At 55.2% G+C, this 16,362-nt stretch carries 14 protein-coding genes, 1 tRNA gene and 1 CRISPR repeat array; of the genes, 3 read left to right on the forward strand and 12 right to left on the reverse strand.

Going from position 1 to position 16,362, the window contains the following annotated elements:
- Positions 1 to 493: direct repeats of the CRISPR family, unit length 26 nt; unit sequence TCCACGCGGCCCACGCGGGCCGCGAT.
- A 178-nt stretch (positions 494 to 671) separates the two neighbouring features.
- From cas2 to VMJ32_18055, 8 genes are all read right to left on the reverse strand, one after another.
- Positions 672 to 962, reverse strand: a complete 291-nt coding sequence (gene cas2, locus VMJ32_18020) for a CRISPR-associated endonuclease Cas2 (protein ID HTQ40919.1) — start codon at positions 960 to 962, stop codon at positions 672 to 674.
- A gap of 62 nt (positions 963 to 1,024) precedes the next feature.
- Complete coding sequence (cas1c, locus tag VMJ32_18025) at positions 1,025 to 2,056, reverse strand: type I-C CRISPR-associated endonuclease Cas1c (protein HTQ40920.1); 1,032 nt, start codon at positions 2,054 to 2,056, stop codon at positions 1,025 to 1,027.
- On the reverse strand, positions 2,053 to 2,745 hold the full coding sequence (gene cas4, locus VMJ32_18030) for a CRISPR-associated protein Cas4 (GenBank protein ID HTQ40921.1): 693 nt from the start codon (positions 2,743 to 2,745) through the stop codon (positions 2,053 to 2,055). Before cas4 ends, cas1c begins: the two co-directional genes overlap by 4 nt.
- A 14-nt stretch (positions 2,746 to 2,759) precedes the next feature.
- Positions 2,760 to 3,698, reverse strand: a complete 939-nt coding sequence (cas7c, locus tag VMJ32_18035) for a type I-C CRISPR-associated protein Cas7/Csd2 (protein ID HTQ40922.1) — start codon at positions 3,696 to 3,698, stop codon at positions 2,760 to 2,762.
- Positions 3,699 to 3,766: 68 nt separating this feature from the next.
- Complete coding sequence (locus VMJ32_18040) at positions 3,767 to 4,957, reverse strand: type I-C CRISPR-associated protein Cas8c/Csd1 (protein HTQ40923.1); 1,191 nt, start codon at positions 4,955 to 4,957, stop codon at positions 3,767 to 3,769.
- Positions 4,878 to 5,723, reverse strand: a complete 846-nt coding sequence (locus VMJ32_18045; GenBank protein ID HTQ40924.1) for a type I-C CRISPR-associated protein Cas8c/Csd1 — start codon at positions 5,721 to 5,723, stop codon at positions 4,878 to 4,880. Before VMJ32_18045 ends, VMJ32_18040 begins: the two co-directional genes overlap by 80 nt.
- Positions 5,720 to 6,394, reverse strand: a complete 675-nt coding sequence (gene cas5c / locus VMJ32_18050) for a type I-C CRISPR-associated protein Cas5c (GenBank protein ID HTQ40925.1) — start codon at positions 6,392 to 6,394, stop codon at positions 5,720 to 5,722. The genes VMJ32_18045 and cas5c overlap by 4 nt, the downstream gene beginning before the upstream one ends.
- Positions 6,395 to 6,483: 89 nt before the next feature.
- Entirely contained in the window at positions 6,484 to 8,055 is a 1,572-nt protein-coding gene (locus tag VMJ32_18055; GenBank protein HTQ40926.1) for a DEAD/DEAH box helicase, read from the reverse strand.
- A 1,696-nt stretch (positions 8,056 to 9,751) separates the two neighbouring features.
- Between VMJ32_18055 and VMJ32_18060 the strand changes: the two genes are divergently transcribed.
- The 3 genes from VMJ32_18060 to VMJ32_18070 all read left to right on the forward strand — a co-directional run bounded on the left by VMJ32_18060 (position 9,752) and on the right by VMJ32_18070 (position 12,501).
- The gene (locus tag VMJ32_18060; GenBank protein HTQ40927.1) at positions 9,752 to 9,925 is read left to right on the forward strand and encodes a hypothetical protein; all 174 of its coding nucleotides are present in this window, start codon (positions 9,752 to 9,754) and stop codon (positions 9,923 to 9,925) included.
- 91 nt (positions 9,926 to 10,016) lie between these two features.
- Complete coding sequence (locus VMJ32_18065) at positions 10,017 to 10,538, forward strand: hypothetical protein (protein HTQ40928.1); 522 nt, start codon at positions 10,017 to 10,019, stop codon at positions 10,536 to 10,538.
- Between the two features lie 76 nt (positions 10,539 to 10,614).
- The gene (locus VMJ32_18070; GenBank protein HTQ40929.1) at positions 10,615 to 12,501 is read left to right on the forward strand and encodes a recombinase family protein; all 1,887 of its coding nucleotides are present in this window, start codon (positions 10,615 to 10,617) and stop codon (positions 12,499 to 12,501) included.
- On the opposite strand, the gene VMJ32_18075 is transcribed toward VMJ32_18070, so the two are convergent.
- From VMJ32_18075 to VMJ32_18090, 4 genes are all read right to left on the reverse strand, one after another.
- Positions 12,483 to 12,557 (reverse strand) — tRNA-Pro (locus VMJ32_18075). The two genes, VMJ32_18070 and VMJ32_18075, sit on opposite strands and share 19 nt — an antisense overlap.
- Positions 12,558 to 13,181: 624 nt before the next feature.
- The gene (locus VMJ32_18080; GenBank protein ID HTQ40930.1) at positions 13,182 to 14,204 is read right to left on the reverse strand and encodes a ParB/RepB/Spo0J family partition protein; all 1,023 of its coding nucleotides are present in this window, start codon (positions 14,202 to 14,204) and stop codon (positions 13,182 to 13,184) included.
- 89 nt (positions 14,205 to 14,293) lie between these two features.
- Positions 14,294 to 15,037 (reverse strand): ParA family protein, encoded by a 744-nt coding sequence (locus VMJ32_18085; GenBank protein HTQ40931.1) that lies wholly within the window; start codon positions 15,035 to 15,037, stop codon positions 14,294 to 14,296.
- Between the two features lie 372 nt (positions 15,038 to 15,409).
- Positions 15,410 to 16,362 (reverse strand): DUF1015 domain-containing protein (locus tag VMJ32_18090; protein HTQ40932.1); only part of this gene is annotated, 953 nt, incomplete at its 5' end.

Below are 16,362 nucleotides of genomic sequence, written 5' to 3' on the forward strand. Positions count from 1 at the left end.
TCCACGCGGCCCACGCGGGCCGCGATGACGCACAGCCCAAGCCGGCAAAGCCTCGCAAGGTTTCAATCCACGCGGCCCCCGCGGGCCGCGATCGGCCTGTCCGACAGCGCCAAGTATCGGTTGATCGGTTTCAATCCACGCGGCCCACGCGGGCCGCGATCCGGTCCCTGCGATGCAGCACCACAGTTCACGAGTTTCAATCCACGCGGCCCACGCGGGCCGCGATGAAAGGAGTGTGAAGGAATGAACATTGACGAATGGTTTCAATCCACGCGGCCCACGCGGGCCGCGATTGCTCCTCGATTCGCTTGGCGCTCTGATGTAAGGTTTCAATCCACGCGGCCCACGCGGGCCGCGATTTTTTTATTTGCGCATCGTTGAAACCCATAGACGGTTTCAATCCACGCGGCCCACGCGGGCCGCGATGGCAACCGATCATAATCCACCGATTGCACTTGCTGTTTCAATCCACGCGGCCCACGCGGGCCGCGATGCCGTCAGTCTAAGTCCTTGCCACGAAAGACGCAATGATTCTCATCTCGCGAACCCCCAGTAAGATGCGTTGGAGCTCTAGGCGCGGAACTCGTGCAAATCCTGAAAACCAATACCGTTCCCGATTTATAAAAATCGCGAACGGTCGAGGCGGATGCCGTGCGCTTGGCATTCGCAACCTAAGCAATGAGGGGTCCGTCGACGTCGTATCCGGGCCTCGCGCCCGCGTGTTCCACCCGGCGCTGCCAGTGCTTGCCCAAGAAGTAAAACCGCAAACTGTCTGTGGCCGGGTCGATAATTTCCAGAAGACGCAGCTTGCATACTGTCCATTGGGCAGGATCGACCTTCAATTCGAACACGGAATTCTGAACGCGCTGGCCGAAGTCGAGGCATGTCTTGGCTACGTGCCGCAGCCGGCGGCGGCCTTCGGCGGTCGTCGTACTCACATCATAGGTCACGAGAACATACATCGCTGATTCGGCCCTCGGAAGTCGGTGAGTCGAATTCGGATGTTTTTACAATTTTGCCGGCGTCAGCGCCAGATGAACGGTGGATATGCGTCCAAGTCGCCGCGGAGCCGGCGAGCCAACAGCCTCGCCTGCAAATGAATGAGCAGGCCGACACTCACTCGCTCGCCCAGCACCGGGTGCACTATTTCATCTTGCTTTCGCTTTTGATAGGCCACCAGCACCTCCTTGCGCGTGGCGTCGTCCATCAGCACGGCCCCCGTCTCGGTTTTCTTAAACCCGCTGGCCGTCACTTGCCGGCGGTTCACGAGCGAGAGCGCGAGACGGTCGGCAATGAAGGGGCGAAACTCCTCCATCAAGTCCAGCGCCAATCCCGGCCGCCCCGGACGATCGCGGTGCAGGAAACCGACGGCCGCGTCCAAACCGGTCGCTTCACACGCCGAGCGCGAGTCGTGAGCCAGCATAGCGTACAGGAACGAGAGCAGCGCATTCACCGGATCGAGCGGAGGACGACGGCTCCGCAAGTTGAACGTGAATTCCGAGCTCTGTTTCGCGATCAGCGCGGGAAACGCGCCGAAATAGACATCGGCCGCGCCCCCTTCGATCCCGCGCAGCGTGTTGAGCGATTCACAATCTCGGGCCGATTGAATGTCGCAAGCCAGGCGATTGATGGCCCCTTGGAGATTGGCGCCGATCGCCGGATCGTTTGCATCGCGGACGGCGCGGAGCAGCACCGAGCGGCAATTGGCGATTTTCGCCGCCACCATATTGCGAGCCACAAGGCAACTTGCAGCCAGATCGTCGGCCACGCGATACTGCTGGCGGCGCAGAAGCACATTGCCAGGAGTGAAGCCGACAATCGCGGCGCGAAATCGGCCATACGCGTCGACCATCGAAATCGTAACGCCGCCGGCGGCGCAAGCGCCCATCAGCGAAGGGCTGCAGCCGACGCGGCCAAAGCAGACCACTCCGTCCAAATTGTGCAAGGGCACGCGAAGCTTGGTTTGCCGCTCGACATTCACGGCAATCGCTTCCCCCTGCTTGGCGAGATAAGCTCCTTCGGTCGTCACGAACAGGGTATTGAGGTGTTGTTTCATGATTGCTTCCTGGCGGTCTCGGAAAGATTGTCCCAAGAGAACGTGTCCGATTGCGGTCCAACCGATGCCAAATGTTCGCCGAAGGTGCGATCGATCTGCGCTACGATGCCCTTCGTGCGACCCACCGCGCCCGGCATGCAAAGCGCGAGCAGCGAGCAATGATCGCATTTCGGCTCGTGCCACGCGAGCGGCGTTTGTCTCGAGGCGATCAATGCGTGCAGCCGGCGAGCGACCGACTCGGTGAGCTCTCGCATCGGGAGGTCAAACAGGACTTCGGTTCGCCTGCGCCGCCTGCCATAGAACAGGGCCCCGCGATCGATGCTCGCGTGCAGCATTTCTTCGAGGCAGATCGCTTGAGCGCAGAGCTGGACGCGGTCGGAATCGTCTTTCTTCGGCCGTCCACGCTTGTACTCGACGGGGGTGATGAGGCCGCTCGCGCCGAACTCAACAATGTCGGCCTTGCCGACCAGCCCTAGTCGAAACGACCGGAGCGGCAAACCGCGCGCGATTCGCACCCCGTCGCGCAATTCCGGCCGCGCCGCGTGCGCCTTGCGATGAAAATGTTGACCTTCAACGGTAAACCGATTCTCTGCCCAAATCTGCTCGATATGAATCAGCGCGCACTGCCGCTCGCAGAACAGCAAATGCTGCAAAGCCGAAATCGGCAATAACTCATCTTCGGTGAACATAGACGCCTGCACCTCTATAACAGCTCATGCAAGCTGACGCCCGAGGGCAGTTTATCGCGGGCCACAATCACCTCGTAATCCGTAAATTGGCGCGAGGGGCGAGCCGGATCTTTAGCGCGCACTTCGATCAGATCGAAAAGTTTGCGTGCGGGTGCACTCCCTAATTTGCTGTCGTGCTCGAAAATGAATAACTTGCATGCGCCCATTTCGCCACGGGCAGCCGAATGATCGTGCTCGAACATATTTTCGAGCGCCGTCCATAACAGTTCCAAATCGCTGGGGCTAAAGCCAGTTTGCTCTGCAAGGCTAGGACTGATGAATCCATGAGCGCGATACAATGCATAGGGAATAATTTCTTTGCGGCCCATTGTTCGATTACCCCCGGCTTGTTTTTTGGCTTCTTCTTCTGTGGTAACCGCCATGCGAGTAATCGACTGTTCGAGCGAAACAATCGGATCGATCGAGCTTGAGAAGGCGATTTGAACGGGCCCCCGCACTTGGCCGGCATTCACTCCGGTCGTCATGACAGCGCCGAACATGCGTATGTCAAAGAAAGTTTCACACATCCAGCGGCGCACTCGCTCTTCCGCCGGCGATTCGCCGTCTTTGGGTTTGGGTGGTTTTTTGGCATCAATCCCCAGCGCCTTGTATCCCCGCTCGTGTTGCTGGTTTAAAACTGCCTTTTCTTTCACGTAAATATCAAAGCCCGGTTCTGGCTCGCCCTTGTTAGTTTTGGCCAGCAAAATGTAGTTGCGAATCTTTCGCTTGAGGCATACATCGGAAACCAAGCCGCGCCCAGTTTCCGGATCGACACGCGGCGCGTTTCCCGCATCGGGGTCGCCGTTAGGATTACCATTGCGAACATCGAACAAAAGAACGAACTCGTACCGTTTATCGATCGCCTTCTCGCTTAGATCGGCTGCTACAGATTCTCTTGCGACTGCCGTTGCCATAGGGGATTCCTTTTCGATTGGAAACTTTTATGTGTCATAAAAATAATGGTGTGAAAGCATACTAAAAGCTAAACTGTTTGTGCTTGCGATTCGTCGAGTTCGGCTTCTCTTCGCGAAAATCGAAATGCACTGGCTGTCTCTGGATATTCATTTTCCCATTTCTCTCGTTCTTCTTTCGGCATCCACAGCCAATGCCGCATCTGGTGGTAGCCAATCACAAACAAGCCCTGTTGCTCCAAATCGAGATGCGCTGGAATGCCCGTGGTTTGATAGGGGTATCGTTTTCGACTCACATCGAATCGGGAGCAGAAGTGATCGATAAGTCGATCAAGCCGTCGGGCAAAACCTCGCTGTTTAACGTCATCCACATCACCTGCTTTTTTGGCATGATGACGCGAATTCTTTAGCAGCCGAATAAATACCGAGCGTGGCGCCGCCGACGCCGCGGAAAAGTATCGATCTATCACGGATGCGTTTACATCGCCCAGTGCTAGCTGCTGTATCCTTTCTAAAACGGCCATCAGCGCTCCTAACGAGTAGCCTTCGCTTTCTAACGTAGGATTCAAAGACACGGGAACCTCCGGATATCGAAGAGATAATTGGGAATCGAACCGCCGACGCCGATTCAAAACCGCGCGAATCAGCGCCGCTCGCGCATCACGCCGCGCGGCGTCGGTCCATTCATCACGAGTGGCTTCAGCGCGTGATCGTATCAGCGCACGCTGAAGAATCTGGAACGGGTACGGTGTACCGGTAAAAGCAGCGCGAATAAAACCTGCTTCCAATGAGGCAGGCGTTTCCGACCTGCCCTCCGCCGCTAAGCAATCCATCAGCCACCGCAAAGGAATCACCGGCGTTTCAGGCGTTCCTGATTTGGGACGGGCATTTCGGACAATTTGCAGATCGGCGAAATGCTCCGCCAAATGATCGAGGGCCTGCTGCAAAGTGGTCTCGATCCAGTCACGCACAATTGCCCGTCCTTGTGCGCCGGAGATGACCAGCACGTAGAACGCCGTTGGTTTTTTGATCACGACGCGCCGGCCGTGCAAAATAGTTCGATAAAATTCAGAAACCGTATCCTCAGTTTCTCCATTCAAGGCAGGAATCAGAGAGTCATCGAAAAGTTCGTCTGAGTCTCCAGCCTGCGACGCCGACCAAAAACAGATTGCCGTGTCGCCGCTAATGCGAATGTTGCGCAGCGGCATTGCCTGCTGTGGATTCGACGGATTCGGAAACGAGTCGCTCAGCAGGCGGTTCAGCGCGGTTGATGCCTTTTCGGCAACCTCTCGTGAGACGGGCGCGTTTTTCATTGCCCTTCAATCCATATGATTCAAACGCAGAGGCATTGAAGGACACCAATGAGACACCGCTCGATGTTCCGCCGGGAACTCGCTTCAACAACGGAAACAGTCCGACTTCGCCAATCGATTCGCCGCTGACCAGGCAGCGAAGCGAGGAATCATCGGCAGCCTTTTTATTCGCGGTCCTCAGGCTTTTCCAATAATTGCGCACCCCCTGCCGCAAATGGACGCACTCATGTGTCCCAACCCGAAATGCGAACATGTCATTCGGCGCCCATAGGTCATGTTTGCAACTCTCTTCGATATCATCTCGATAATTGGCTATGTTATTTAGGAAATTGACCACTGCCTGCACATCGGGCTCCTTTATGGCCGTGGCGCAAGAACTGATTTGTTCGCGAAACAATTCCAGCCGAATCCGTAGCTTCTCCGCATCGCGCGCGCCGGCAGGGTCAAACCCTAAAGCATATTCCGACTTGTCGACAAGAAAAAATGCTGAATCGCCCCTCGTGCGAATCGGTTGCCGCGGAATCTCCATCGGATTGCCCACATATTTCGGCTTCCGCTCTGTTCCCTCGTTGAGATTGCTTCGCCGTGATTCGATCTGTGCTAGCGTACCGTCTGGCTTGAGAACAATAACCCACGAAACCGGCTTTATTTCGAAATCCGGATCCGGCACTAACTGCTCTTTATCAGCCAACTCGACAAGAGCTCGCAAAATCATAAGGAGGCCTCCTCGGACTCGACTAAAGTAACCTCTGGAGTCGCGGGTACTTCCAACACGCCCTTTTCAAGACTGGCCCGAAAGAAACGCGGGCGAGTGCGACCGTTGCCGAATTCCATATCCCACAGCATCAGGCCCAAATCCTGACTATGATCGATCGGCTTAGGCGTCTCGGAAGTGACCGGTAAAACGTGGGCCACAAACTCCCGGCAGCCAAAATAGGGTTGCTGAAAATGCTGGCCTTTCTCCAATCGACGCTGAAACATATCTTCAAACTTGCGAACATTGTCTTCAGCGCCGGCGCGCTCGGTCATTTCAAAATGTGCTTCGATGACGTAATCGACCGATCGAAGGGCTACGGTATTTCGCTGTGCGCGATCGTCCTCCACAATGAGCACCGGCGCGGTGCCACCATTTTCGATCACGGCCGCCGCTGGCGCCGAAGCGCGGCTTGCGACCTCGTTCCGGCGGAACGCGACCCAGCGAATCTCGCTAAGCACATGAATGCGATCGATCCGCCAACGAATAGCCGGCTTCCAAAGAATTGACTCTAAAATCCCGCGGGCCGCCGACGGAGTCATAACCGGGTAGGACACCCTCTCCGCTTTAAGCTCCGGTCTCGTAAAACAGGCTATGGGACCTGCGGTACGCGCGCGAAGTATAGTTGCCATTCGAAGCCCCATTTTCTAACTGTTTCGTGGCTGTAGTTTGTGAGTTCTTCCGCGGGAATGGCAACGCCATTCCCGTGGAACTTTCATCCTTATAAAATAAGCGCATCAGGAGAAATGTCTGCTTGTGGGTCTGGCTGCAGCCCAAACTCATCACTGTACCAATCGCTAGAAAAAAGAGGCGTCGGCAGCCCGATCGAGTTGTCCGCAACTTCGATCATTCCACGACCAGCAATATTATCAAAATACATCTTGTTCACTTGAACTAAATAAGGCTGCAAAGCCCGGACAGTTTGTAGTGATGGCTCGGCTTGGTAGCGCGCAGCTCGTTCGCGTCCCTCTTTCCAGGGCACGACAATCGATCGCATGCCATTATCGGCGATCATCTGGAACTTCTCTGAGATCGTTGCAAAATTTAGTTCGCCAATCTCTCGCAGCACTTGATTTTGGTCCAGATGATTGAGCTCGTAAAACTGCTCGAAGTACAATAGCGCGTGATCCGGATTCAGCAGGTCCAAACCACCGACTAGCCGTGGTTCCGACGACTGCAACTCGAACAATTTTTGTGTTGTCTCCACTCCCTTCCTCAATGTTCCTGGGGGCGGTTGCGTAATAGCGCGAAAGATAATGAATCGGCCGGCGGGTTTACCTGCCCTTAAGGTCCTTAGTCCCTCGCGATCGCAACGGCCGGCCGACTGCGCCAAACTATCCAATCCCGCCAAAGCTCGATAAACCACCGGAAAATCGACGTCAACACCCGCTTCGATCAATTGTGTGGAAACCAGCCGACAAACGTGGCGAGCTTTTAACTGATTATCAACTGCTGCAATTCGCTCGATCCGATGGGCCGGACACATGAGCGCCGAAAGATGAAAGCGTCCCTCGGGCTGAAGAAGCTCGCAAAGCTGTCGAGCATCTTTGCGCAGATGAACGATTGTTAAAGCTTGCTGATGCGTGGCCATTTCGGCCGCAATATCTTCATAAGGAGTTGGCCGTTCTATTCGCCACTCGACCGCAACCCGCCGTGCCGCTGGGCTGGAAAACAATTTGCCAGCGTCCTTAATAATCGGCGTTACATTCTTCAAGCCGACGGCAAATGATGATCTCGCTTCAAGAGCTGGCGGCGTAGCTGTGCTAAGCACGATCGAACAACCATAATGCCGGACGAGTTGCTTTAATGCATGTAGGATCGGCAAGAGCAATCGCGGAGGCAGCGTTTGCACTTCGTCCAAGATAATGACACTCCTCGCGATTCGATGTAGTTTGCGACAACGCGAAGGATGGTTGCTAAACTGTGATTCGAAGAACTGAACGGTCGTGGTGACGACAACAGGTGCATCCCAGTTTTCCGCCGCTGTTTGCCGCAGCAGTTCTTGCTCAGAATGCTCCTCGGCCCGCTTTTGTTGATCGATCGCACTGTGATGTTCCAACACGTTGCTCTTGCCCGAAAATGCCAATTCACCGAAAGCATCCTGATAACAATGCGCATTTTGCGTGATGATGCTCGTAAACGGAATTACGACGATCACGCGTTCAAGTTTATTTCGAACTGCATGTCGCAAAGCGAAGCTCATCCCGGACAAAGTTTTGCCGCCGCCGGTAGGAACCGTCAGTGAGAAGAAACCCGGACCACTAACTGCGGCCTCACGGCAAGCATCGAGCACTTCTTTCCGCAACCGATTAACAGGCGTGGAATCTGGATTGACTTTGGTTCGGTCAATGTATGTATCCAGCCGGTCACGGAGTTGCACAATAGAATCGTACTGAATCCGATCGAAAACCGCCTGACTCTTGGTAGCTGCGGCGTAAAATCGCGCTGTTTCAATGCGGTCCGCATCAACGAGCGCGGAAAATAGCATCCGCGTGAAAAACGCCCAGCACTCCATTCGCTCCGCACTGCTGTATTCCTTCAGAGCGTTCTGTAGCCAGGTAGGCACTGGCGGCAGCGGTACGTCGTAGATCGAACGGTCCACATAGGGTTCTATCTTGCGCAAAACACTGCTGTAATTTTCGACAACCGTCTTGAGCGGCAAATGCGCGCATTCCGAATTCTCGCGATTTGTCAAACCTGCATGATGCCCCGCAATGACGAACGCCAAAATCTGCCCCAAGCGTGGGTGCCGCTCATTAGCTAATGCAGCGCCGAATCCCGCGTGCGGCGCATGAATTCGCTTATCGCGCAGGCGCGCCTGAAATTCCGGCTGATACTTCCCAATATCATGCCACAATCCCGCCAACCACCCCCACTCGCCCGCCGAACACCGATTCGCGAATTCCTGGGCAAGCACGGCGACATTTCGCAGATGGACCTCCAGCGGCTCCCATTCGGTTTCAGGTCTATTCGGAAGAGAGTGCGCGAAGAAGGCCATTGCCCCGGAGCCTCAGAATGCGCCGAACAACATTGTGGAAAAGCGATCGCCTAGCGTCGCAGTCGCATCGGACTACGAATCGCGCAGAGCTAATCGCATCCCTGAACACGCACACAATACAGTTCCCGTTCGTAAAATCAAGTAGGGGGGAGCCGCCAACACAAGGATTTCACTAGCTTACCGCAGCTATTACGTTCTAAACTGCCTGAGGCCAAGAGCTTTACAATGAAAAGGCGTATTGCCAGACCTAACAAAATGCATAAAAACCCAAATTGCAAATTTTTCGCCATTGCACCGCACTTTGCCACACTGCTGGACCCCAGGAACTCGCCTTGAAATGAACGGAATTGAAAAACTTTAACGATCATGATGAATGTGAAACCGAATTCCAGAAAATAATTGTCGTAGTCTTAGATTACACCGCGAATTGCTCTTGCCGTGAGGAACGCCTCTGCAATATCACAAAATCAGACGATGTATCAGCCGCGAGAATTCATTTTGTGAAAACAGGAGTTCGAAATCAAATTGCAGTTACGGAGTTTCTCTTGGCTAATTGGTCCGTGGTTATTCAGCCCGGCAGACGGTGCAGACGCTATATCAGAACGCCCGGAGAACGAATCATCTCCATGGATTGCCGTCGGAAACCGCGAATGTCCAATGACTTGTGTCAAGCAAACGCAACCAAGGTGTAACACCGATTCTCTTCAGCGGAAAGACATAAAACCTTGATCGAGTTTTTCAAATTTGCCCTGTCGTACAAAGCTTTATGTCGCGTATAGGAGTTCGATGTCGATCAAATTGCACCGGTACTGAAACCAACGCTTTGGAGATGATTATTAGCAGTACTCAGTCTTGACTTCCATTCAGTTTTTTTGCAAATGTACCCGACCTAAATATCTCCGTCGATTGTGTCATAAAGGGTGGAAGGACTGTTAGCCTTCACCGGGCGGAGCAATCTCGTGGCTTGATTACAAACGCAAGGAGGATAGAGATGAGCGCTAGAAACGAAAACGACGCCGACAGAAAAGAAAATCGCGAAAAAGCTGAATGGCAATCACAAGTCATGGACCTTTGTTATATGACGCAACGGGATTGGAATGCAAAACGCCTACGCTACGTCCTCGCCAAAAAACGTCAACACAAAAACAAGCGTGGCCCAGCATAAAAATGTTGCTTTTTTAACACAAGACTTTGGAATAGTGCCGGCCAGTCGCTTGCTGCAGTATTCGGACATGCTGTAACAAACGAGGTCAGGGATGACCCAATCGACCATAAATTCGGATGTCAATAAGTCTATCGCAAAGGACTTCCTGACCGCGGTAATTTTGCACGCTGAATTCAGAGCAAGGCTCGCGATCGCGGCCTTGCAAGCCCTGGACATGATTCCCCCCGAAAAAACGGGGAACATGCGAATCATTGATCTTCCGAAGGCTTGTTTACTAGAACTGGCGGCGGTATTTGAATTGTTCTGGTGGGAGCGGTGCGGTATCCGTGACCACATTGCTGCAGGGCTCCCTTGCTTTGCAGATGCTCTGGAACAGCTTGCTATTCGAGCGGAAAAGGGACCTCAGGAATTTGCCGATCCGCAAGCGGTTAGCCTCTCGCACCGCGTCTTACAGTTTTGGATGATGAGGTTTTCACATAATGGCCTTGGAACTCTCGGGGCCGACATCTTCGTGCAAGGCATTGATGAGGAGCAATTCGTGCAACTGATTGCTGATTTTGCCTGGCAAAACCGGGAATGCATATCAAAACTATTCAATGGCAAGGGGGAATAAAATGGGACGGCCGAAATCTGGCCGCGGTGTGTTCTACACGCGCGATTCCGGGGGCAAAGCTGAAAGGACACCTCCGATGTACGTGAGGTGGGCCCAAGGCCTATGCCTGGAATTGGGCGTTAAGTTCCGTGGGACGGCCGAGCAAATCGAAGCGATGATCCACGATAGCCGTAGTGCCGATGGAGACATCTTTTTGGACTATGAAGTTGAAGGGGACCAACTGACCAGGCCGGCTCTGGAGGCACTGCTTCAGGAGGCGAAGAGGGATTCGAGAGTTTCGCACATTTTCATCCCCAGGCGCGATCGCCTGGCACGGCCGCACGATCCGATCGACGGCCTAAACATTGAGAAAAAATTCCGAGAGCTTGGAATTACCCTAGTGTTTACGAACAAAACACTAGCACCGTTAGCGCGCGGAGAGCGACCAAAGATCGAAGAACAACTCGTAGCTCTGATTGATTACAGTCACGCCGGTGAAGAAAACTGGACACTGGCAGACAAGATCCTTAAGGCTCAACTTTCGCTGGCCGAAGCCGGATATTCCACCGGCGGCAGACCAAGATATGGATTTGACCGGTGTCTGGTGAAAGCGGACGGCACAAGGATCAGGAAGTTGGCCGATGGAGAGCGTGTGCGACAATCCGGACACCACGTAGTGTGGTTGCCGGCCAACGATCAGCGATTTCAGATTGGCCTACGCATTCTCGACATGCTTGAGCAAATTCCCGCGTCACGCGTGGCAGCGATTTTAACCGCTGACGGGATCCCCTCTCCGGATGCTGGCAGATACCGCAAGGACAACGGCATGCGGCATTTGGTCAGCGGTGTTTGGCATGCCACCACCATTACGAACATTGCGAGAAATCCACTGTGGCTCGCATGCAAAATGTACGGTCAACGATCGATGGGCAAACTTTTGCGTTTTACTCCGGATGGGCCACGGCTCGTTTCCGAAGAAAGCGACTATCGTTTGGATGGCAAACGAAAGGTGATTCGAAATCAGTCACCCATTTCGGCAGCCGCCCACTTCGAGCCGCCTGTTAACCGTGACCGGCTCGAACGGTTGCTGGCAAAACTTGACGAGCGAGCCGGATCGCAGAAGGGCAAGCCCCGATCCCGCGATCCGAATAACAATCCGCTGGGAGCAAGAATTTTCGATATGAATTGTTCGTGGCCCATGTACCGGTCACCGAATGGCGATTCGTTCCGCTATTGCTGCGGCCAGTACATGCAGAGTCACGGACAGCGATGTGATTCTAATTATGTACTGGGCCCGGCTGCAACTCAGTTCGTACTTGGCTATATTCGGCAGCAGGTCATTTCACCTCGGATGCTTTCCAAAATTGAGAATAAACTGCGCGAACTCGCTGCTCGTGATGGTTATGCGCAGAAGCCGGCCTCGGGGACCTCAGCCCAAAAAACTGAGTTGGCTACAGTCGTCGCCAATTTGGACGCAGTCAAGCGTCTCAAGGACCTCCCGCAGGACGAGGCGCAGCGATCCACCATGGTGGCATTGGCGAAGAACTTGCAGGAACGCCACGACGCCCTTGTGGCTGAGATTGCAGCTTCAGAGGTCGAAGCCACCGCGGTCGTCGATACGGAAGCCGAGGTGAAGAAAGCGCTAATGCTGGTGTGTCAGATCGACAAATTGGCCACTGACTCTGAAAACCTCGCCGCCGTGACCAAGTTGTTTAATTTGGTGAATGCGCGGCTTTTCCTGAGATTTGTAGCGGTCCGGCCCAAGAAAAGAGTAGTCAATCGCATTTGCGGCGGTATTGTTACCTTCGGATCGGCGCCGGCACCGATAGAAATATATTGCGGGCAAACAAGCCGCAAACATATTAAGAACTCACAGACGGCTGCGGATGCCGTCGCCCCGGGAGAAAAAACCCTCCCGGGTAGTTTTCAGTCCGACGGGAAGGACGAGTCGATAGGAAATGTAAATCGGGGCGAAAGGATTTGAACCTTCGGCCTCTTGGTCCCAAACCAAGCGCTCTAGCCAGGCTGAGCTACGCCCCGCAAGATGACCATCCTAACCGGATCGTTCCGATTCAGCAATGGTTGTTATGTGATCATATGTCCACATCAGGCTAGCTTCAGTCAATAAATGACCGCCTAGGGCGTTTAGTCCCAGAAAGTTGCGAAGTTTTCAAGAAAGTCAGGCTGCGATTCTTCGCTTCTGTATGCGCTCACTGGTATAAATCGCCGCCGCTAGTAATCCAGAGCTCAATGGACAGTAGATTGCTAACCGCAAAACTATCTCATTTAAGTGAGGCGACCTTGGTGGTGGTATAACAAAGGGTGTGACGGGTTTGAAGTGCCATGTGTTAGGATCCGGTCTCCACGTGCTGTCAAATGGCAGGCTGTTTAGATCAGTCACGTGCGGCGCCAACCGAAGCCATTCCAAATCGCCCCAATCGTCCACTGGCACCCGAGCGCACAGGCCTGCAACAGAACCTATGACGGTTACGTACAGCAGCAAACAAGCCAACGAAAATTGCAGTTTCATACCCCGCATTATAGCAGAGGGCGAAGCCTTCAAGAAACTTGCCAGGAAATCCTGCCGTCTTCTCCGCGTCTCTGTGTCTCCGCGGTTAATTGCCCGCTCCGTGCCCTCCGTGTCTCCGTGGTGAATTTGACGGTTCACCCCGTTTGCGCTTGCGGCATGACGCCCTGAGTCAACTGCCCGCGGATGCGTTCAAACTCGTCGGCGTTGGCAAAGTGGATCACGATTTTACCTTTGCCCTTGGCCGTTTGGCTGATTTGCACTTTTGTGCCCAAGGCGGCTTTGAATTCCTGCTCTAGTGACGCGGTTTGCCGGCTGCGGGTTCGCCGGCGGGAAGAATTTCCGGCCGGGTGCGATTCGCCGTTTTCATCGACCACGGCCAATTGCACGTCGCCCGCCTGATCGAGCGTTTCCTGCACCAATTGCTCGGTGGCCCGAACGCTCAGTTCCTCGGTTTTAATTTTTTCACAAAATTCCGCTTGGCGCTCTTGGCTGCCCAGCGGCAGTAAGGCCCGAGCGTGGCTGGCGCTGATTGTGCCTTTGCACACCGCTTCCTGCACGGCCTCGGGCAATTCCAGCAGCCGGATCAAATTGGCCACCGTCGAGCGATCAACCGCCAGCCGGCCGGCCAGTTCTTCCTGCGTGCAGCCATAGGTGGTGAGATATTGCTGAAAGGACGCCGCCTTTTCGATGGCGTTCAAATCTTTGCGCTGCAAATTTTCGATGATGGCCAGCTCAGCCACTTGCCGGTCGTCAGCCTCGCGAATTTGAGACGGCACTTGCGACCAGCCCGCTTTAATGGCCGCCCGTAACCGCCGCTCGCCGGCGATGAGTTGATAGCGGTCGCCCAGGCGGCGGACCACAATCGGCTGGAGCAAGCCATGATCGCGCAGGCTTTGGGCCAGGGCTTCCAACTCGGCATCGTTGAAATCGTCGCGCGGCTGGTGAGGGCTGCCGTCGATGTCGTACACGCTGAGCTGCGTGATGCCGCCGGCTGCCGCTGTCAGATTGACGTTCCCCTGATCGACGGCCGGCATGCCTTCGCTGGACATGGGAGTGGGTGGTTCAGTGCACATTTGTCCATTATTATCGCCCGTGCTGCCGAAGGGATGGCCCAACAGGGCTTCTAAACCTCGGCCGAGTCGTCGTGTGGTGCTCATAAAAAAATCCTCCGTGTTGGTGTGCGGTGTTTAGTTGTTTCGATTATCCAATTAGATTCAGCGCGACCCACGGTCGCGGCTTTATGTTTTTACGCCGCTTCCAGTACTTCGCGGCACAGTTCCACATAAGCTCGGGCGCCGCAGGAGCGCGGTGCGTATTCAATCACCGCCAGGCCGTGGCTGGGGGCTTCGCTCACCGCCACGTCGCGGGGCACGACGGTTTGGTACACAATCTCGCCGAAAAAGTCGCGCACTTGCTGCTCCACTTCATGCGTCAGATCAAGGCTGTCGTCGACCATTGTCAGCACGATGCCGCCGAATTGCAGCCGTTGATGTTTCTCCTTCATCACCTGGCGGATCACTTCGATCATTTGCGCCAGCCCCTCCATGGCGAAGTATTCGCACTGAATGGGCATCACCACTTCCGTGCTGCTGGCCAATGCCGTCCGCGTGAGTTGCCCCAGCGAGGGCGGACAGTCGACCAGCACAAAATCGTAGGCGCTTAATCCGCTGGCCATGTGCTGCCGCAGCGTAGCCACCTGGCTTTGTGGGCCGGTCAAGGCTTCCACATCTTGAAAGCTGCGGCTCCCCGGCAGTAATTCCAGCTTGGCGATCTTGGTGTTCAGCAGCGATTCCTTCCACGGCGCTTGCGAAACCAGTGGATGCCGCGCCGCCGGCTTGTGTCCCACGCCGCTGGTGGCGTTGCACTGTGGGTCCAAATCGACCAGCAGCGTTTGCTGGCCTCCCAGCGCCAACCCGACGGCCAAATTGACCGCCGTGGTCGTCTTGCCGACGCCCCCTTTTTGATTCGCCACGCACAAAATTCGGCCCACGCTGGAATTCCCTTTCCAAGCTATCAAGCTGCGACCGTGGGTCGCGCCGTTGCGATCTGAAGCTCGAACCCATGAAGCACTCGTGCACATCGCCGTAATGCTTTTTCGGACCGCGGCGGGCTCCGGTTATAACGAGCTTGCTGAAGGCAGGGGATATCCCACAACCGGACGTTTCACGTGAAACCACAGGGTTCCACGAAAGCCCCCGTTCCACGTGAAACACCCAAACTACGCCAGCGTTGCTAGCGTGAAATCCAGTTCCACGTGAAACGAATGGTTGTCAGTGGTCCGTTGTCGGTAGTCAGTTGTTTGTTGCAGGTACGATTGTTCGTAGAGTCGGCTTACAACTGACCACGGACAACTGACGATGGACTATTGCAGCAAATTAATCACCAGCCCGCTCACCAGCTTCGGATAGAAGTACGTACTTTTGGCGGGCATCCGCTCATTGTGCTGGCTGATTTGGCGAATGTGTTCCACTGTGGCAGGCATCACCAGGGCCGCCAATTCGAACCGGCCCCCCTGCCCCATCACGCCGGTGGCATCGCGGGTGGCGGCATCCCCCTGCTCCAAACTTTCCACGACTTCGTCGACCGTGTGAACATACTTCGGCTTGGGCAAATCTTTTTCTCCCTCGCCCCTTGTGGGAGAGGGTTGGGGTGAGGGGTGCAGCAGCGTTTCGACAACCAGCCGATGCAGCAGCGAGACGCCCAAGCCTTGCCAATCGGCCGAATGCTCGCCGGCGATTTCCGCCATCCGCTTGCGGCCGGCGTCGGTTACTTTAGCCACGGTCCAGCGTTCATCCTTCCCGGTGAAAAACCCCAGCGTCCCCTGCTCCGCCGCTTTGTCGATCTCGCCCCACACCGTCGGCGCCAAATCGGCCCCTTCGCCTGCCACACGAGTAGTGAAATTCGATCCAAGTTTCTCCGTCAACTGCTTGGAATCCATCGCCGCCAATCCGCGAAACAACCGATGCGTGGGCAGCACCAGCAAGCCGGGGTCGCTCATCCCCACGCACATCATCAGCACGTAGTTCGCGGCATGATCGGGCGTGAGCCTGCCCGCCGCCGCCAGTTCGTCCTGATAGTTGCACGCCGTTTCGTAGCGATGATGTCCGTCGGCGATGAACATCGGCTTGGGGCCCATCAGCTCGACGAGTTGCTTGATGACGGCTTCATCGATCACCGTCCACATCCGGTGCACCACGCCCAAGTGATCGGTTGCCTCCACCGGCGTTTGCCCGGCCACCGCCTTTTCGAGCAGGTTCTGCGCGGCGTTTTCCGCATCGGGAAACAGCCCGAAAATTTGGCTCAGATTCACCCGGC

It is taken from the genome of Pirellulales bacterium, from assembly GCA_035499655.1.
Lineage (GTDB): Bacteria > Planctomycetota > Planctomycetia > Pirellulales > JADZDJ01 > DATJYL01.